Source organism: Ruminococcus turbiniformis (assembly GCF_020687545.1).
In the GTDB taxonomy this organism is placed as follows: Bacteria; Bacillota; Clostridia; order Lachnospirales; family Lachnospiraceae; genus Mediterraneibacter; species Mediterraneibacter turbiniformis.
Map to the genome: position 1 here is coordinate 43,331 of NZ_JAJEQX010000025.1, position 17,954 is coordinate 61,284.

15 protein-coding genes, 1 tRNA gene, 1 other RNA gene and 2 pseudogenes are annotated in these 17,954 nt (G+C 47.4%); 9 read left to right on the forward strand and 10 right to left on the reverse strand.

The window, feature by feature from the left end; translation table 11 throughout:
* The first annotated feature begins 237 nt into the window (after positions 1-237).
* Positions 238-879 (forward strand): PduL/EutD family phosphate acyltransferase, encoded by a 642-nt coding sequence (locus tag LKD70_RS13100; RefSeq protein WP_227708416.1) that lies wholly within the window; start codon positions 238-240, stop codon positions 877-879.
* Positions 880-916: 37 nt separating this feature from the next.
* Positions 917-1,834, forward strand: a complete 918-nt coding sequence (locus LKD70_RS13105) for an AEC family transporter (RefSeq protein ID WP_227708417.1) — start codon at positions 917-919, stop codon at positions 1,832-1,834.
* 119 nt (positions 1,835-1,953) lie between these two features.
* Here LKD70_RS13105 and LKD70_RS13110 read toward each other — a convergent pair whose 3' ends face one another.
* From LKD70_RS13110 to LKD70_RS13125, 4 genes are all read right to left on the reverse strand, one after another.
* Positions 1,954-5,082: an ABC transporter permease gene (locus LKD70_RS13110; RefSeq protein WP_227708418.1), complete on the reverse strand. Its 3,129-nt coding sequence runs from the start codon at positions 5,080-5,082 to the stop codon at positions 1,954-1,956.
* A 9-nt stretch (positions 5,083-5,091) separates the two neighbouring features.
* Positions 5,092-5,796, reverse strand: coding sequence for an ABC transporter ATP-binding protein (locus LKD70_RS13115; protein WP_227708419.1), 705 nt, complete (start codon positions 5,794-5,796; stop codon positions 5,092-5,094).
* A 122-nt stretch (positions 5,797-5,918) separates the two neighbouring features.
* Complete coding sequence (locus LKD70_RS13120) at positions 5,919-7,166, reverse strand: MFS transporter (RefSeq protein ID WP_227708420.1); 1,248 nt, start codon at positions 7,164-7,166, stop codon at positions 5,919-5,921.
* Positions 7,167-7,202: 36 nt separating this feature from the next.
* Positions 7,203-8,024, reverse strand: coding sequence for a zinc dependent phospholipase C family protein (locus LKD70_RS13125; RefSeq protein WP_227708421.1), 822 nt, complete (start codon positions 8,022-8,024; stop codon positions 7,203-7,205).
* A gap of 191 nt (positions 8,025-8,215) precedes the next feature.
* Here LKD70_RS13125 and ssrA point away from each other — a divergent pair.
* Positions 8,216-8,560: a transfer-messenger RNA gene (gene ssrA / locus LKD70_RS13130) on the forward strand.
* 562 nt (positions 8,561-9,122) lie between these two features.
* Positions 9,123-9,362 (forward strand): hypothetical protein, encoded by a 240-nt coding sequence (locus LKD70_RS13135; RefSeq protein WP_227708422.1) that lies wholly within the window; start codon positions 9,123-9,125, stop codon positions 9,360-9,362.
* A gap of 33 nt (positions 9,363-9,395) precedes the next feature.
* Here LKD70_RS13135 and LKD70_RS18815 read toward each other — a convergent pair.
* Positions 9,396-9,986 (reverse strand): annotated as a pseudogene (locus LKD70_RS18815) (recombinase family protein); the annotation flags it as partial.
* Positions 9,987-10,154: 168 nt separating this feature from the next.
* Here LKD70_RS18815 and LKD70_RS13145 point away from each other — a divergent pair.
* Complete coding sequence (locus tag LKD70_RS13145) at positions 10,155-10,577, forward strand: hypothetical protein (protein ID WP_227708423.1); 423 nt, start codon at positions 10,155-10,157, stop codon at positions 10,575-10,577.
* Positions 10,578-10,610: 33 nt separating this feature from the next.
* Here LKD70_RS13145 and LKD70_RS13150 read toward each other — a convergent pair whose 3' ends face one another.
* The 3 genes from LKD70_RS13150 to LKD70_RS13160 all read right to left on the reverse strand — a co-directional run bounded on the left by LKD70_RS13150 (position 10,611) and on the right by LKD70_RS13160 (position 12,954).
* On the reverse strand, positions 10,611-11,219 hold the full coding sequence (locus tag LKD70_RS13150; protein WP_227708424.1) for a DUF3592 domain-containing protein: 609 nt from the start codon (positions 11,217-11,219) through the stop codon (positions 10,611-10,613).
* Complete coding sequence (locus LKD70_RS13155) at positions 11,216-12,673, reverse strand: serine hydrolase domain-containing protein (protein ID WP_227708425.1); 1,458 nt, start codon at positions 12,671-12,673, stop codon at positions 11,216-11,218. Before LKD70_RS13155 ends, LKD70_RS13150 begins: the two co-directional genes overlap by 4 nt.
* 101 nt (positions 12,674-12,774) lie before the next feature.
* Positions 12,775-12,954: a hypothetical protein gene (locus tag LKD70_RS13160; protein WP_183774556.1), complete on the reverse strand. Its 180-nt coding sequence runs from the start codon at positions 12,952-12,954 to the stop codon at positions 12,775-12,777.
* A 278-nt stretch (positions 12,955-13,232) separates the two neighbouring features.
* Here LKD70_RS13160 and LKD70_RS13165 point away from each other — a divergent pair, with 278 nt between their 5' ends.
* The 4 genes from LKD70_RS13165 (at position 13,233) to LKD70_RS13180 (ending at position 16,795) form a co-directional block, all read left to right on the forward strand.
* Positions 13,233-14,021, forward strand: a complete 789-nt coding sequence (locus LKD70_RS13165) for a hypothetical protein (protein ID WP_227708426.1) — start codon at positions 13,233-13,235, stop codon at positions 14,019-14,021.
* A 133-nt stretch (positions 14,022-14,154) separates the two neighbouring features.
* A complete protein-coding gene (locus tag LKD70_RS13170) occupies positions 14,155-14,799 on the forward strand; it encodes a flavodoxin domain-containing protein (protein WP_227708427.1) in 645 nt (214 codons plus the stop codon).
* 453 nt (positions 14,800-15,252) lie between these two features.
* Entirely contained in the window at positions 15,253-16,443 is a 1,191-nt protein-coding gene (locus tag LKD70_RS13175; protein ID WP_227708428.1) for an IS630 family transposase, read from the forward strand.
* A 279-nt stretch (positions 16,444-16,722) separates the two neighbouring features.
* A tRNA-Val gene (locus tag LKD70_RS13180) sits at positions 16,723-16,795 on the forward strand.
* Positions 16,796-16,985: 190 nt separating this feature from the next.
* Here the strand turns inward: LKD70_RS13180 and LKD70_RS13185 are convergent.
* Entirely contained in the window at positions 16,986-17,723 is a 738-nt protein-coding gene (locus tag LKD70_RS13185) for a transposase (RefSeq protein WP_407690970.1), read from the reverse strand.
* Positions 17,669-17,954: pseudogene (locus LKD70_RS18820) on the reverse strand (IS5/IS1182 family transposase); the annotation flags it as partial. The gene LKD70_RS13185 and the pseudogene LKD70_RS18820, both read right to left, overlap by 55 nt.

Below are 17,954 nucleotides of genomic sequence, written 5' to 3' on the forward strand. Positions count from 1 at the left end.
AGTATCACGCTGCAGATCATACTGTCAATGTGTATTTTTACGTTTTTTTAACTTTTCCTTACATTATTTTAACGTATTTTTTACCTGTGTGCCGGCCTGTTCTTTTCCGTCTCTCTTTTTATTCTTCCTGCTGATCTGCTTGAAATAAAGAATCTGTTCTGTTAAAATTTAAAAGATGACCGTGTGAAACACAGTTTATACAGGAATACAGCGTCAGTATACAAGGGAGTGGAAAAAATGAGTCTTAAGATACCGATTGAGACTTCTGCCAGACATATTCATATCACACAGGAGGATTTTGAGATTCTGTTCGGTCAGGGGACAAAGCCTACGTTTGCCAAAGAACTGAGCCAGCCGGGCCAGTATGCGTGCAAAGAGCGGCTCACTGTAGCGGGCCCGAAGGGCAGATTTGAAAAAGTTGTCATCCTCGGCCCGTGCAGAAGCGAAACACAGGTAGAGATCTCCGTCACGGACGCGCGGCGTCTCGGCATCAAAAGCGTGATCCGCCAGTCCGGCGATCTGGATGGCACACCGGGATGCACCCTCATCGGTCCGAAAGGGAAAATCGAACTGAGCAGAGGCGTCATCGTTGCCAAACGGCATATCCACATGACCCCTGTGGATGCCATCCGTGCTCATGTAAAGGACAACGACATTGTCTTCGTCATTACGACGAGTTACGAACGCTCCCTGATTTTTTCGGACGTTGTCGTACGCGTCAGCCCGTCCTATTCTCTTGCCATGCATGTGGACACGGACGAAGCCAACGCTTTCGCCAACGAGGACAATCCCACCGGCGTTATTCTCAAACTGTTCAACGGCCACACTTACAGTCTGCAGACCTGGGCAGACGAACTTCAGGCCGGCATTCACCGGTAAAGACAGCAAGAATTTAAATGAAACGGAGTCACCGCTTATGTTTATGCTGATTTTTGAGCAGCTCGTGAAGATGTTTTTCATTATGCTGCTCGCAGTTTTCTGCTTTAAAATTAAACTTGTAAACCAGGAGGGAAACAGCACGCTCTCCAATCTCCTGCTCCTCGTTGTCAACCCTTGTGTCGTGCTGGCATCCTTTCAGATCGAATATGACCCGGCGCTTGTGACTGGTCTGCTCCTCTCTTTTCTGGCAGCAGCCATAACCCATATCGCGGCAATTATAATCTCTTCTCTGTTCATCCGGAAAGGAAGCAGCCCGGACTATGGTATCGAACGGTTCAACGCAGTCTACTCCAACTGCGGATTTATCGGAATTCCGCTGATCCGCAGCGTACTCGGAGATACCGGCGTTTTCTATCTGACCGCGTACATCGTCATATTCAACCTTTTTTCATGGACGCACGGTGTCCTTCTCATGGAGAAAAAATATTCCGCGAAAAACTTAAAACAGGGGCTTCTCTCGCCGATGTTCGTCTGCTCGATCATCGCTGTGATACTGTTCTTCCTGCGGTTCCGGATTCCATCCCTTATACTGGATCCGATCAACTATATTTCGGATATGAACACACCGCTCGCCATGATGATCGCAGGATTTTCCGTCGCCCAGGCGGATCTGAAAGCACTGTGCCGGAAAACACGGCTTTACTATGCATCCGCAGCGCGGCTGATCATCGTTCCAATCCTGGTTATCCCGGTTCTGGCAGTTCTTCCTCTGCCGCGCACCGTCGCCCTTACAACGCTGATTGCGGCGGCGTGTCCTGCCTCTGCAACCGGTACGATGATGGCAATCCGCTATAAACAGAATTACACCTATTCCTCTGAAATTTTCGCGATGACAACTGTGCTGTCTGTCATCACCCTTCCGATGGTTGTCCTGGTGGCGGAAAACTTTCTCTGAGCGTTTTCGCCGGGATCGTAATTACAGAGCTTCTGCCCGTTGCCATACACAGGAAAAAGCGGCCCGAAACGGCCGCTTTTTCAGTTATTCCATATCTTTGTATTATTTTATTTCTCAGATCATTCCACGCTCTTTAATGATTCCACCATATTGATCCGCTTCAGCTTGAAGTACATCGCCCCGTTTACAAGACAGGAGAAAAGGATCGTCAGAAGGAACCCATACAGGAAACTGACTGCGTTGATATTTCGTCCGAACATCACAGAATCGATCTCCACTGTCACAATAATAAACTGATGGAGAATCTTCCCGAGCACCATTCCGAACAGTGCCCCGATCAGGGTGAGCACAATGTTTTCCCTGTACACGTATGCGGACACTTCCCCGTTGTAGAATCCGAGCACCTTCAGCGTGGCAAGTTCTCTCTGCCGCTCCGTGATGTTGATATTGTTCAGATTGTACAGCACCACAAACGCAAGCATTCCCGCCGATATAATCAGAACTACGATAACCGCATCCAGAGCGCTTAACATGTCGTTGACCTGATCCACAAGATCCGTCGTGTAGCTGACGCTTAAAGCACCCTCCAGCTTCAGAATATCCTCACCGACTTTTTCCGCCTCCGCAGACGTGCGGTCCGGCACTTTGTAAAGTACGGAATTGTATTCGGGCTCTCCGCCGTAAACCGACTCATAGAGCGCCGGCGTCATGTAGAGATAATGCCCCATGTAGTTTTCACATACTGCACTGATCTGTACGTTCAGATCCCCCTTATCCTCATCCCGGATGGTGATCGTGTCACCCGGCTTTACGCCCAGCTCCTTCGCCATCTTCTCCGTCAGCACGGCACCCTCATCGGTCAGTTCGTACCTTTCATCTGTGATACGGTCTTTCAGAACCGTAAAATTGCTGAACTGTTCCACGTCTTCCGGAACACTCAGATAAACATCATACCATCCGTCCCCGGTTCCCACTGAGATCTGCGTGAGAAGTCCTTCCGCGGAGTCCGTTACATTGTCATATTCCTGGAGATCGGCAAATACCTGATCTCTCTCCTCCTGGGATGCGCTGTCATTTAATATCACATTGCCGTCATAGAGCTGAATCTCATCGTACTGCCTCTCTACAATCGCAAAGATCGAATCCTTGATTCCGAATCCGACCAGCATCAGGGCCATACATCCTCCGATGCCGAACACCGTCATGAAAAGACGTTTCTTATAGCGCACCAGATTGCGTACGCTCGCTTTCCACGAGAAGTTCAGCCGTTTCCAGACAAACGGAATCCTCTCGAGCAGCACCCGCTGACCATGTTTGGGCGCAGGCGGACGCATCAGTTCAGCCGCCTGCGCTTTCAGCTCGCTGGAACATGCCATAAATGTGGCCGCCAGGGTACAGACAAGCGACGCCGCCGCTGCGCCAAGCCCGTACTGAAAATTATAGGGCAGCTGAATCGTATGCATATGCTGGTACATGATTCCGTAGGCAGTGATAATAATATACGGAAAGATCTTCTCTCCGATCAGGAACCCGATCACACTTCCCGCCACAGTGGCCAGAAGCGCATATCCCAGATATTTTCCCGCAATAGAATGCCTTTCATATCCAAGCGCCTTAAGCGTACCGATCTGGGTTCTCTGCTCTTCCACCATACGCGTCATCGTTGTCAGACTGATGAGCGCTGCCACGAGGAAGAAAATCACAGGGAACACTTCTCCGATGGCTCTCATTCTGTCTGCATTGTCTCCGTATCCTGTATATTCCGGAAGATTACTGCGGTCATAGACATACCAGACCGGCTCCTCCATATCTGCGAGCCGGGCCTCCGCGTCCGCAAGATCCGCCTGAGCATCCGCAATCTGCTGCTCACCGTCCGCGATCTCTGCCTGGGCTTCCGCCTCGCCGTCATAGTATTCTTCCCATCCGTCTGCGATCTCCTGCTCGCCGGATGTAATCTCCGCCTGAGCGTCCGCGATCTGCTGTTCTCCGGACGTGATCTGCTCCCATCCGCTGTTAATCTGTGCCTGAGCGGACTCAAGCTCTGCCTTTGCCGACTCAATCTGTGCCTGAGCATCCGCAATCGCCGTCTCGCCTTTCTGGATCTCCTCATACATCGCTCTTAACGTCGCCATCGTGACATCATCCGTCTGCCCGCTGGACGCAAGAGCGTTGTACTGCTCTTTCACAGCGTTGAGCTGGTCAATCTGCGCATTCAGGCTGTCAATGTTGGCATTGAGCTCTTCCTGCCCCGAATCCACCTGAGCCTGACTGTCATTTAACTGCTGTCTGAAATTCTGAAGTTCCGTAATGGAGGATTCCAGCTCACTTTTTCCGCTGTCCAGTTCCGCCTGGGCATCCTCCAGTTTCTGTCGTGCATCGGCGAGTTCCTGCTCCGCCTCGGCTTTTCCTTCTTCCAGTTCTGTCTGCGCGTCGGCAAGCTGCTGGCGTCCGTCCTCGATCTCCGTCTCGGCGTCCGCCATAATCTCGTCATACCTTGCCTTCTCCCGGTCCGCGCTGATCGCCTCCACATTGTCGATCACTTCGCTGACCCGGTTGTCGTACTCATCGGTAAACGCGGTCAGGTTTTTCGCGCCTTCTGCCTGTGCGTAGATCTCGGTGTATACATCCAGAGTGAAGCTCTCTTCCGGCACACATACAAAAGCACTCACCGTACCATTTCCGATCGTCGTGCTTCCCCTCTGAAACGCAATGTAAGCCGGGCTGCTCACAGCGCCTGTGATCGTAAATGTATCTGTGGTAAGTGTGTCTGTGATCTCATCTCCCGTCCCGCTTGAAAACGTAATCGTATCTCCGATCTCAAGGCTGCTCTCATTTAGAAAGTCCACATCCATGGCGCATTCGTTTTCCGTCTCCGGAAGTCGCCCCTCTTCCAGCTGAACCTGGTTCATCGACGGAAGCAGAGACATCACATGAACAACAATCTGGTTCTCTCCTTCCGTACAGAGCGCATCCACCGAATATCCGCCCTCAGCGTCACTGATCCCGTCCACCTCTTTAATCGCGGCTATATCGTCATCCGTAAGTCCCAGCGTACTGATCACCTGGATATCCATCATATTTTTTTCATCAAAATACGCGTCCCCCGAGTAACGCATATCGGGCTCAGAGGCACGGATTCCTGAAAAAAACGCACATCCGATCGCAACGATAAAGAAGATAGACAGGAAACGCCCCAGACTGCGCCGGATCTCCATAAAAAAATCTTTTCTCAACGCCTTCTTTTTCATCTGTTTCCCCTACCATTCTATCTCGTCAATCGATATCGGATGTCTGTTGACCTCCATATGTGATACCCGCCCGTTTTTAATATGTATCAGACGGTCTGCCATCGGTGCGATGGCCTGGTTGTGGGTTATAACAATGACCGTCATTCCTCTCTCCCTGCACATATTCTGCAGAAGCTTTAAGATCGCCTTTCCTGTATTGTAGTCGAGAGCGCCGGTGGGTTCGTCGCAAAGCAGCAGTTTCGGATTCTTCGCAAGTGCTCTGGCAATGGATACCCTCTGCTGTTCTCCTCCTGAGAGCTGTGCCGGGAAGTTGTCAAGCCGGTCGCCCAGCCCCACCTCTTCGAGCACCTCCTTTGCGTCCAGAGGGTTTCTGCAGATCTGAAGAGCCAGTTCCACATTCTCCAGCGCAGTCAGATTGGGGACCAGGTTATAAAACTGAAACACAAAACCGATATCTTCCCGTCTGTACCCGGTCAGCTGCCTGGCATTGTACGCGGTGACATCCTGTCCGTCTACGATAAGCTTTCCGCTTGTAGCCGTATCCATCCCGCCGAGGATATTGAGTACTGTCGTCTTTCCGGCACCGCTGGGTCCTACGATGACTACAAACTCTCCTTTGCTGATTGCAAAGCTGATCCTGTCTGCGGCGCGGATTTCCACTTCGCCCATCCGGTAAATCTTCGTAATATCATCCAACTTTACAAATTCATCCATATGTAATTCTCCCACAAGTATTTTCCCGCAAACCGGCGCTGCAAACTTTACCTTTGCAACGCCTCATTTTGGAATACATTATAACATGGAATATCAGGGATTTGCCAGATTTCAGATTATTTTCATACTTTTTTCGGTGCGTCTGCCCGCACTGCAAAGCGGAACAGAATCAGCCCCACAAAGAACATGACGGCAAGTGTACTGACGCCGATGTTAATGCTTCCCGTCACCTGACTCATAAAGGATACAAGCGCTGTTCCGAGAACGGACGCGCCTTTTCCGCAGATATCATAGATTCCGAAATACTCTCCCGACTTCTCTGCCGGAATAATCTTCGCATAATAGGATCTTGAAAGCGCCTGAACCGTCCCCTGGAAGAGGCCGACTGCAACCGCCAGAATCCAGAAATCAAGCTGGCTGTCCAGCCAGTACGCATAGACCGCAATACAGAAATACGCCGCGATACAGACCGTAATCACTTTTTCCGGCGCAATCTTCTTTATCATTCTGCTGAAAATCAGCACAGACGGGAACGCCACGATCTGCGTCACAAGAAGAGCAAGAAGCAGTCCCGTGCTGTCCAGCCCGAGGGCCTGTCCATAGGCGGTCGCCATATCGATCACCGTGTAAACTCCGTCGATATAGAAAAAGAACGCAAGCAGAAAAAGAAGAATTCTCTTATCTTTTTTCAGTTCCATAAATGTATGGCCGAGCCTGCGGAAACTTTCCCGTACCACATGTTCTCCCGAATCGGAAAAATACTTCTGCCTGTATGACTTAAGAAGCGGAATGGAAGAGCAGAGCCACCAGAGCGCTGTGATGACAAACGCCAGTATCATCGCCGTCTGCATGCCGATACCCATGCTGCCCGAACCGAGCACGATCACAAGGCAGACGATAAACGGGATGCAGCTTCCGATATACCCCCATGCATATCCGTGGGAAGATACTGTATCCATCCGTTCCGGCACCGTCACGTCAGTGAGCATCGCATCATAGAAGACAAGACTCGCCGAATACCCCGTCTTCGCGATCACAAAGATCACAAGGAACCAGATCCAGGACGAAAGGAATCCCAAAACAATACACCCCAGGACGCCGATTCCCATGGCCGCCGCAAAGATCACTTTTTTATAATTTTTCGTGTCTGCCACCGCTCCGAGCGTGGGGCCTAACAGCGCCACAAGAAGGGTGCAGATGGAAGTCGCGTACCCCCAGTACGCGAGATAATCCACGTCCGATATTCCCGCATTTCCCGCAAGGAAATTAAAATAGATCGGAAAAATCGTGGAAACCATCAGCGTAAATGCGGAATTACCCACATCATACAGTATCCACTTTTTTTCAAGTGAAGTTAGTTTTAATTTCATGACTGTAAACCTCTTTCTGATTTGTATTCTGTCTCCCTACAACCGAAGATCCTTCCATTCTTCGCCTGCACCGAACGTGCGGCCAAACCGCGCCGGCAGATCCGCATCTTCAAAAATCGACTTCTGATACTGGATAATGAGTCCCGCTGCCATCGGGACAGCACCCGCATACAGACGTTTTAAAAGTCTGCAGTAATCTCTGCAAGCCGGGTTCGGCTCCAGGCTCATAACCATCCCATGAAGGGAATCATACTTTCCGGTCAGCTTCATTCCGCCGAAAAGAAGTCTCCGCCTGCCCATCCCCGGAGCAAGGAGGATTTTGTGACACAGAATCATGGAGCGCATGGCCTTCTCCACGGTATCCGCTGACAGATCGCGGAAAAACGGAGCGATAACCGCCGCATTCTCATGGCTCGGATGAATATGCTTCGTCGCCAGGTACTGCACCGGATTGATATAATCTTCCTTCAGCAGCAGCCGGTCAAATTCCATCTCGATCTCCGAGTGAGATATTCCGCTTGTATCAATCATCTTTTCAATGTACGGATGACACTCACTGTCCAGAGCGAAATGGCAGATAAATCCGTAAATGTATGCTCTCGCCGCAGCCGGATCTTCTGACTTTCTGATCATTTCCAGGGCATGACGGAAAAATCCGTCAGCCGGTCTGTCATGCAGGTCATACCCCTGAGCGCTGACCGGATTTTTCATAAGAGGCTTATAGTAGAAGAGAAGGTCCGGGCCATGTACTCCGGCGTCAAAGAGCTCGCGGTTGTTTTCAATGGAATTTTTAAGCGGGCGCGGAAGCGCGCTGATGACTTCTTTTCCAAATTTGTAGTGTGCATATGTTGTAGGCATAGTCTCTCCTCTTTTCTGTCCGTTTACCCGGTATATATATCATACCGACGTAAACTATTATCACATATCACGTCAGAAAAATCCAGTCTCACTCTTGACTTTTGTCCGGAGCGGCTCTATATTATATATTGTGCAGTTATTCTGCGCTCTTTTGTACAGCTTTCATTTATAATGGCGACGAGCCAGAGTCAGGGCTTGTACTGGTTTCGACAGGGATCTTGAAGATGGAGAAGCTATCCGCAGGCTGATGCGTCAAATCGCAAACTTAAAATTAAACGCTAACGACAATTACGAATTAGCTGCAGCCTAATCGCTGCATGTCGGCTCCGGTGCACTCACACATCGGAAATCCGGCATCAAACATGTGAGAAACGATGACGGCAAAGCTTTGAGCCGTCAGGCGTATTATGAAGCTACCAAACCCGCAGGGATGTCAGTTTTCATGCGGCAGAGGGAATGAAAAAGAACTGACTATGATAGTAGAAGTACATGGGAGAGGTTTTTGGACGCGGGTTCGATTCCCGCCAGGTCCACCAAAAATGCCTTACTCGAACTATTTGACCCAAAAAAATTTGATGGGTTCGAGTGAGTTTTTATAAACGTGGATTTATAGGGAAGATCAGCATCTGAGAAATTCGATGCTGATTTTTTCTTATCCTTACTTTGACACGCGTCTTGACAATTTGTGGAACTTATGGCGCTGCGATTGGATTTTTCGAGTTTTGAGGATACCATCAAGTTTTTGCCCTTACTCGAACTATTCTCTGACAAAACATCACTGATAAGCCCATCCCCGAAGTAGGCTCGGAGATGGGCTTTGATTGTATCTATGAGAGTTTTGGCGCGCTCAGGGGTGGCGTGCTTGATTTTTATCAGATCGTCCTTGATAGGCTCCTGTAATTGGGCAAAGGGCGGAGCCAATTCAGCATCTACCTTAAGACCGCTTTCCGGGCCGTTACTAACAAGGAAACGCTCAAAGATAGCTTGATTCATGAGGCGTTTGATGGCGTCATCGGCATAGCGGTAAGTTTCTCCGCAGTTCTCGATGATGTCCAATGCAGCTTTTAGATTGTCTATGATTGCCTCAAAAGCGGTATTATGGATGCGGATCTCATGCTCGATGGTCGCCAGCTCTTTGGCAATTTTCTGCTGTTCGGTTTTAAGCAGATCCAGAGGGATAGCGTTGCCATAGTGGGCTTCAAGCAGTTTTTGTCGCTTGTTCTCAAGTTTAGCTTTCTGGCCTTTCAGACCGTTCAGCTCTTTTTTGTATTTTTCTTTTTCGCTCTCTACCAGCGTGGTCACTTGTTTTTCCAGCATTATCCTCACTTCTACCGGTAGCTGATAGGAAACATAAATCTGCTCAATCGCTTCTTCGACAGCACTGATCAGAACGGCTTTGGTGGTGCATTCTGGATGCCGTTTGCTATGGCGACCAGCGCAGACGAAGTAGGGGTAAACAGTTCCGTCTTTTTTCTTTTCGTTGCTGACCATCATACGCTCACCACAGCAAGCGCAGTATATACTGCTTTTTAAAAAGTGTGGGTGTTTAAAGTTGCGCTCGCCATTGACTCGAGAAGCGAGAATGGTTTGCACCTTTTCCCATGTTTCTGCACTGACCAATGGTTCGTGACTTCCGGGATGCTCCACACCTTTATACGTAACCACGCCCTTATAGTAGGGGTTTACCAATACCTTGTGGAGTGTTTTTAAGGTGATGGGTTGCGAGGGAATTCTTGGAGTGGAGCGAGTGTTCAGGCCACAGGCGGCTAGATGCTCCGCTAGGTCTGCCACCGTCCATTGGCCGGTAGAGTACTCCTCAAACGCCAACTTGATCAGTGGCGCTCTTTCTGGATCAATAGCAACAGTACGTGCTTCACGCCCTTTTTCGTCTATATCTCGTACATTTTTGTAACCGATAGGTGCTCGGCCAACGGTACCGCCGTTCTTGATTTTTTCGCCCATACCTTTCTTAACTTCTGTTGCCAGGTTCTGTGAGTAATATACAAAGCACTTGGATCTGACATTTTATAACGGATTTCTGAGTGGTATTGTGATTCAAAACCATGAGTATTACCGAGAATATTAAGTTGATTTTTGCGACAACATGTCTAAACAAGGAGGTTAACAAAAATGGCACTACTGATGAATGATACAGACATGAAACAAATGCTGGAATCTATCTGCCCGGAAGGGGAAACTTATCAGGGAGAAGCATGGGGGACGCTTATGTCGGGAACTGCGGAGATGCTGGCATTGGGAGCCCTGAGCAATGTATCCTGCTATGTGGGCGTGACGGAGAAGTCACTGGTCATTGCCGTCCTTGAAACATTCGATATCTCACACATTTATGGAAAGATCTGTATTCCTTTCGATCAGTTTGATGAAGTGAAGATAAAAAAGGGGCTCGTACCATCCCAGCGGATTATTAAAATGAAAAGCGGAAAAACGAAGCTCAAGCTTTCTCTGGTGAATAGCACCATAACCGCAAAAGTGAAAGACCAGAAACTGGGAATGCAGAAGATATGCGAGGCGTTGGAGAAGATCGCAAAATAAATATCAGGAGATCCGGCAGCCGGGGAGAGAACTTTATGGTTCCCTCCTCTTTTTATAATGCTGGAAAAGGGCATATAGCCCCAGCAGCCCAAAAACAGCCAGCGTGATTTTTATCCCTGTCAACATACACCATACTCCGGCAATAAACAGCGCAATAATGGCGGCCACTAGTTTGCCCATGATCCGCTCCCTTTTATCCGGATTGCGGATGAGCTTTGTCAAAATCAGGAAAATCAGCAGGAGCACAGATACTGCAGAGCCAAACAGGAAAAAGACAATGCCCAGCTTATAGCTCACGGAAACGCCGTAGCCTTCTACATTGACTACATCTGTTTGTGCCGGGTTATATCGGATATCTATTTGTTCACCAACTTCAAATGGGCGGTTGGATGTCCATACGTTCCCAATCCCTGTGCAGAGGCTGCCCTTCGTGGTTTTATAGCGAACGACAGGCGCATAGAAATATCGGAAGGAATCATCAGCATCTCCCATCCTGCTTTCGTATCCCACAACTGTGCCCGTTGTGGTGTCGGTATAACTGGCTTCTTCTTGCTGGGCTGAATAGAGAATCCCCCCACCGATGAGCATAAAACCAACTGTAAAAATCAGGATGAACAATCCGGCGCATAGCCTGATGCTCAATGGCCTCCTCCGGAGACTTCTCTTGTTCGTATTGTCTTCTTGTGCGCCCATAGAATCCCTCCCTTCAGAAAGCCTACGGCCAGAAGCAGTACAGCAGAAACAATAATGGTCAAGAAAACGTCAGGAACAAAAGCCTGAACGACCCAGAGGGGAATTTTCAAAAATACCGGAACAGCCATCAGCAGGAAGACGGGTAAAAGAAAATGCAAGCCAATCAAAGAGTACACTCCCGGCAATTTGTTGCCGCGCAGTAGCAGTACGCGTTCCCGGTATTTGGAAAGTCGGCATAACGGAATGATTGCTATTGTCAGTACGGCCAACATAGTCAGGTTGAGCCAGAGATGGTTCAGGGTATACGTGCTGCCCGATATTTCATTTGGCGCATCCCCCAGGAGCATGAGCGCCACGCCCCACCCCAGCGAATCTATCATGGCGTTTGCTGCAAAATAATCGTTTACATTGGCCGTAACAGCCATCGCAAGGCTGCTTTCCGGCAGCAGAAAGATGCAGGCGTTCCCGGTTTCGACAAGGCCGTTGTGCTGCAGAACCGGCTCAGAAAGAGGAGCCTCGATACGCGTCCACCCGTACCCGTACCAATAAGGGATGTCGCCATCCACATAGATGGTATCCCCATAAAACATCGTATCGATGCTGGATTCTGAAAGAATGCCGCTTCCTCTATTCAGATACATCTGTAGGTATTTCCCCAAGTCTTCTGTGGAGGATGAGATGTAACCGGCAGGGACGGTAATCCAGTCATCCTTGGAGGAAGGATATTTGTGGCTTGTTTTGATGTTGAAGCCCCAATAGTTTGTATAGCCATCAATCAGACCATTTTTCTCGCTTTCGTCCTGCGTAGCGGCAGTATGGGAAAGCTGCAGCGGCTCGAAGAGATTCTTCGTTATGTAATCACTGTACGATTCACCACTGACAGCCTCGATTATTTCGCCAAGCAGGGAATAATTTACATTGGCGTAATGATGCACACCCTGCTCGTTCACGATCTTATAATTTTCTAAGGTCTGGTACTGGCCAAGACCGCTTGTATGATTCAGCAGTTGACTCACTGAAATCCTGTCACCATCGGTTGCACCCGGCAGATATGCGGAGACAGGTGCATTCAGGTCAACTTTCCCCTGCTCAACCAGCTGCATGATGCAGACGGCGGTAAAGGATTTACTGACCGAACCCAGATAAAAGGGCGTTTCGCTGCTTTCGCAGTCTCCATAATTCCCGGAAAATAGTACCGCATCTTTGTTTACAATCGTCACGGACATTCCGGGAATATGGGCATTGTCTACGGCGGATCGCAGATAGTCATCAATCTCACGGTAATCAACAGGATTTTTCTGGTATCCATCCTGAGCATAGACGGGCTGTGCTGCTATCAAAATACTCAGGCAGCAAAAAACACAGAAACACAAAAGTAATGCTATCGTTCGTTTCTTCAACATAAGCTATTATCGACCTTCTCCTATATTTAACATGTATCTGGCGTGAATTTAACAAATGGCCGTTCCCAGTACTCCTGAAAACGGCCTATTTGAGAAAGACTTTATTCTATTGATCCAACCACGGTGGTTTTCTTGAAAACCAGAATACCTTTAGAAGAAGGCATGATTGAGCAGGAGATCAGTTCAAACCCTTCCCGCTCCATTTTGTTGGCCGCCTCTTCCACTTTTGCGGCCATGTCTTTCACCTTGGGGGAATACTTTATTACCACTGTTTTGTACATTGTATTTACCTCCGATCTGCCCGGGAGCCTCTGAGGCGTGTTGATAATGTCTTAAGCCTTATAGGCATTTACAACTTGTATTGTACCAGAAAGGAAATAGCCTGGCAACTTATAATTTCAAAGGCTTGTGTCCACACAAAATTCATATCCTCACCAGGAGAATATCTGTTTACCAAAAGTTTATCTGGGTTTTACTTTCAAATGGTGGCAATTTTGCCAAGTACAAAGGTATAATTATCTTGGATGATTATATGTACATCTGAGAGGAGGAGCAGTCAGTGGACAATTCAACGGCATTTTGGAACATTATATTCCCGACAATTTCCCCTTTTGCCATAATTATTGTATTCTTCCTGCTGTGGCGCATTATAAGGCGGCTGGAACAGCGAAAGTGGAAACCGATAACAGCCCGCGTTCTCCGTATTGAGAAAATCGACAAGAAAGATAGAGATGGCGTTTTAGAGCCGCGAAAATATAAACTGGATCTCGTATTCCAATGGCAGGGTGTAGACTGGCACCGAAGCTGGATATTCCCTCGCATATATGATCTTCCAAAAGCGGGCGATATTCTCCAACTGCGCTACCATCCGCAGAAGGAGGATTTCCAACTCGTCACGAGTCTGGCGGAGAAACAAAAAATCAGGCATGCTCGTCTGGTTTTGCTGCTGGTTATTGGCATAGTTATTTTTGTGCCGTCAGTGTTGTTTGGTTTGCTGCTCTTTCATTTGCCGCAGGAGCAACATGTCCTTTCCGAAAGCGCAGTATGGTTATTTTTTGCAGCGCCGCTTCTTGTTATATTCTTGGTCGTGCGTATCTATGGAGCCCGCCGCACCCGCCGCAAAATCGAATCGGGAGAATTTCAGCCTATCGCTGCGCAAGTTCACGGATTCCGCAAAGACAGCGAGGGCGATGTTTACGCATTCTGTCTCGTCAGAGTCAACGGTCAGGAAAAAGAAGTCACCCTGCCCATCGTCTATAGCAAGAATTATGAAGTCGGCCAATGGGTTACTCTTTATTTAAATCCAGATAATGGTGAGATATACGCTTACCCTGACACACATAAATGAGCTGTTTCTTGCACTAATTTTACACAGGTTTCACCATGGCAGGATAGAAAAATAGAATACGTTTGAATATCATTAGTAAAATAAGATAATCATACAAGCCCTAATTCAAAGATATTTAAGAGGAAAAACTTGCATGGATAATATGAAAATAAGTGCCATTCTTTATTCAATAGTGGCAATTATATTTATCCTATGTGCGGCCACTGGAGGCAGTCCTGCGTTTTATGGGGTTGCGGCTGCCTTTATTGCTCTGGCGGCGGCATCATACCCTAAGAAAAACAAGAAAGATTGCGAGCAGACTGGAATTCCTGCAATCAGCTATAAAGATGAACCATCTCTTTCCAACATGCGAGTTATTATTTTCATCGGAGGATTATATGCGGGAGGTGTTAGAGGCCTCACAAAGACTTTACGGAACTTCCACCTGCGCGATAACCAGAAGCTGATTCTTGTCACAGTTGGTCTGGCCAATCCAAATGAGCAAGAAAATCGAGACAATATACGTGTTTCCCTGCAAAAGCAGTTATCTCCAGAAGTGTTTTACAAGATCAAATTTTTTCATCTTCGTGGAAGGATTGACTATAACAAGCTCACTTTTGTATATAGTATGATGATGAAACTACGTTATCATTCTTTACGCAAGAAACCACTCGAAACGTTGACATCGGAAGATCGCACGTTTATTAATACTTACGGAAAACAGGCGAGTTTTATTGATTTCAATGCTCTAAAACCGATCATCAAAGAAATATATTTACCGGTCGAACGTGTTCCATAAAACATATCCGACCGGTATTGTTTTTCTACATTCTTTCCGGCGCATAAATCACCATCAGATCTATATACTTCTCATTGTCTCCCTGCTCTTCAAAATCATACCGGACAATATAGTTCCCGGATACTATAACCTCGGTAAGGATTGCTCAGGGTATACAGCTCTCCAGTAGTGAAGTTAATCAGGGAATAACGGGTGCTGGCAAGATATGCCTCATCTGACATAACTGCTCCGTCAGCGGTTCACAGTCCAGTCTGCCCGCATCCCCCAGATAAATCTTTACGTCGGATATTCCACGCTCCGGCCACGGATTGCACACGATAGAGCCATTGCCTCCTCCAAAAGAAGAGATACGTGTACCGGAACCGCCTTCTAGTGTAGTATCTTTTAAATAACTGGACTTTATATTCCGGCCATGATAGAATACATACATCAAATGGTGGAGGTATCCTATCTATGGGAAGAAAATCAATCGTTATCAACCTCAGTGCTGAGGAGCGTGAATATCTTGAAACACAAACACGTGCCCGTACCATACAGGCTCAAACAGTAAACCGTGCCCGTATCCTGCTCTTGAAAGCGGAAGGCTGCCCCATTAATGAAATTGCGGATAAAGTCGGCATCAATCGCAAGAGTGTTATGCTCTGTTTGAACAAATATGCAGAAGGCGGTGTGGAAAACGCCTTATTCGATGCACCGGGTCGTGGCCGTAACGCAGAGATCACCGATGATGAAAAAGCATGGATCATCAATATTGCCTGTCAGAAACCGATTGATTTCGGTTACGCTGCTGAAACATGGACTTACGCAAAACTCACATCTCACATTAACAAAAATGCGGAAGCAGCTGGATTTACAAGACTTTCTACAATCCATAAAAGCACCGTGCACAGCATACTGGACGAAGCTGAAATAAAACCCTTTCGGATCAAGTATTACTGTGAAAACCGTGACCCGGATTTTGAAAGTAAGATGCATAATGTATTGTTAGTATATAAACAGCTTTCCATGCAGTTTGATAAAAATGGCCAGTTCATTCCCTGGGAGGAAGATAAACAGGCGATCCATATGCTTTCTTATGATGAAAAGCCTGGGATACAAGCGACTGCCACAACGTCTCCAGATCTTCTTCCGGATGAGAATCACAGTACAATCAGCAGGGATTATGAATATAAACGCCTTGGGACAGTGTCCCTGTTGGCAGGGATCGATCTGCAGACTGGAGAAGCCATCCCGCTAATCAGCGAAACTCATAACAGTAAAGACTCTATTGAATTTTTGAAGGTGCTTGACAGCAAATATCCCAAAGGGGACAAAATACGACTTGTACTTGATAACCTGAAAGTACACACATCTGAGGTTACAAGAAAATATCTTTCCACAGTACCCGGAAGGTTTGAATTTGTATTCACACCTAAACATGGCTCATGGCTGAATATGATTGAAGGTTTTTTCAGCAAAATGACAAAGCAGATGCTTCGTGGAATACGAGTTAAAACGAAAGAAGAATTAAAAGAACGCATCTACAAGTATTTTGATGAGATCAACGAGGAACCGGTAATATTTCACTGGAAATATAATCTTGATGACATAGATGTATCTGAAGAGGTTATTGTTGATACATTGTCGGCCAAAAAGTCCAGTTAATTATCGAACGATGTACTAGTTCGTAGCTTGCCTTGCCAGACTGATAAGCCATAATGATCTTTTGTGTTTCCTCAGGAGTAAAAATCCTTTGGTATGGCTGCTGGAGATTTTCTACCTTCTTTTTATCACAATAATAGTCTGAATTTTCTCTCTTGTCATTTTTTAGGTTTTGTGAGATAATACCAGTATCGGACGCAGATAGACGTCCGGCATGATTGGATAATTTGAACTCGAGAATCCTTTGGTAATTCTTCGAGGTGATTTCCATGAGTGCCACTTGGAAACATAGCTCAGCTGGGAGAGCGCTCGCCTGACTAGCGGGAGGTCATGGGTTCGAGCCCCGTTGTTTCCATACGGCATAACGAAAAAGGGGGAGTCGGTTAATACCGAATTTTAACCCCTGATATGTAGGAAAGAGACAATCCCAGAGAATTCGGGGTTTTTTAGGAACCGAATTCTCTGGCGGACTGTCTCTTTCTTTTTATTCCTCGTATTTTAGGGCGCAAAATCCCCTGTTCTGGATTGCAAGAGCGCTCCATCGGTTAAGCGGCTTTCTGCTCCTTTTTCCCTTCGTATTTCTCAATTTCATGATGCAAGAACCGGTGGTATTTTAAGATGTTCCGGCCTATTGCATACAGCATGAACTCTTTATACACTTTTTCCGCCGAACGGTAATTAAAACGCCGGAAGTTTTCGTTCTCTTTGATATCTCCAAAGTGCCCTTCTGTCTGGATCGATCGTGTCTGGCGTTTCAGGATCCCTTCTTCACTCTGGATATTCGCATTGGATTCCTCCCGCAGCGCTTCCCACCGTTCGTTGATCTTCATGACTTTATTGCGGTCTGGATTCTTTTCCGCATTGTATCTGTAAAGACATTTGGATTTATGCTCACAGCCGCTGCAGTCCGCACAGCCGTATACTTCCACCGTCTGGGTATAGCCGTCCATCTCTTTGCTTTCCGTCCGGATATGGCGCAGTTCCCTTCCATCATGGCAGATGTAATAATGCTCATCTTCAAAGACAGCGTATGTCATGTTGGTATACTTCCCGATGTCCTCTTTGTATGCCCGTGTCTTCCGCTTCTCATGGTCTTGAAGTTTGATGAAGCTTTTGATCTCATTCTCTTTCAGATACAGCAGGTTTTTCTCACTGCAGTAGCCGCTGTCTGCTGTCACCGCCTCCAATGTATCTCCAAACGCATTCCGGTGCTTTTCTAAAACTGGGATCAGCGTATGATAGTCTGTCCGGTCATCATATGGTCTTCTTTCATCCGCATGAATGTTGCTTCAAGGTCTGTTTTGGAATAGCTGTTACGGTCTTTCCCCATGATCTCAAAACATTCCTTATATTCCATCAGGCGGGTCCCGCATTCTTCCAGTTCCTCGTAGAGCTCCTGGATTTCTGGTTTATGCTTTCCTTTCCCATAAACGAATCCGATCCCTTCTCCTTCCGCGATCCGCATCAGATTCTTCTGCAGCTTCAGGATCTCAAGCGGGGAACAGTGATCAATC

Excerpts from the sequence above, each read along its gene's own strand:
- LKD70_RS13135 (WP_227708422.1), top strand. The coding sequence starts at position 9,123 with ATGGATGCGGATCTCATGCTCGATGGTCGCCAGCTCTTTGGCAATTTT.
- LKD70_RS13105 (WP_227708417.1), top strand. The coding sequence starts at position 917 with ATGTTTATGCTGATTTTTGAGCAGCTCGTGAAGATGTTTTTCATTATG.
- LKD70_RS13145 (WP_227708423.1), top strand. The coding sequence starts at position 10,155 with ATGGCACTACTGATGAATGATACAGACATGAAACAAATGCTGGAATCT.
- LKD70_RS13155 (WP_227708425.1), bottom strand. The coding sequence starts at position 12,673 with ATGTTGAAGAAACGAACGATAGCATTACTTTTGTGTTTCTGTGTTTTT.
- LKD70_RS13115 (WP_227708419.1), bottom strand. The coding sequence starts at position 5,796 with ATGGATGAATTTGTAAAGTTGGATGATATTACGAAGATTTACCGGATG.
- LKD70_RS13160 (WP_183774556.1), bottom strand. The coding sequence starts at position 12,954 with ATGTACAAAACAGTGGTAATAAAGTATTCCCCCAAGGTGAAAGACATG.
- LKD70_RS13100 (WP_227708416.1), top strand. The coding sequence starts at position 238 with ATGAGTCTTAAGATACCGATTGAGACTTCTGCCAGACATATTCATATC.
- LKD70_RS13125 (WP_227708421.1), bottom strand. The coding sequence starts at position 8,024 with ATGCCTACAACATATGCACACTACAAATTTGGAAAAGAAGTCATCAGC.
- LKD70_RS13175 (WP_227708428.1), top strand. The coding sequence starts at position 15,253 with ATGGGAAGAAAATCAATCGTTATCAACCTCAGTGCTGAGGAGCGTGAA.
- LKD70_RS13120 (WP_227708420.1), bottom strand. The coding sequence starts at position 7,166 with ATGAAATTAAAACTAACTTCACTTGAAAAAAAGTGGATACTGTATGAT.
- LKD70_RS13110 (WP_227708418.1), bottom strand. The coding sequence starts at position 5,082 with ATGAAAAAGAAGGCGTTGAGAAAAGATTTTTTTATGGAGATCCGGCGC.
- LKD70_RS13170 (WP_227708427.1), top strand. The coding sequence starts at position 14,155 with ATGGATAATATGAAAATAAGTGCCATTCTTTATTCAATAGTGGCAATT.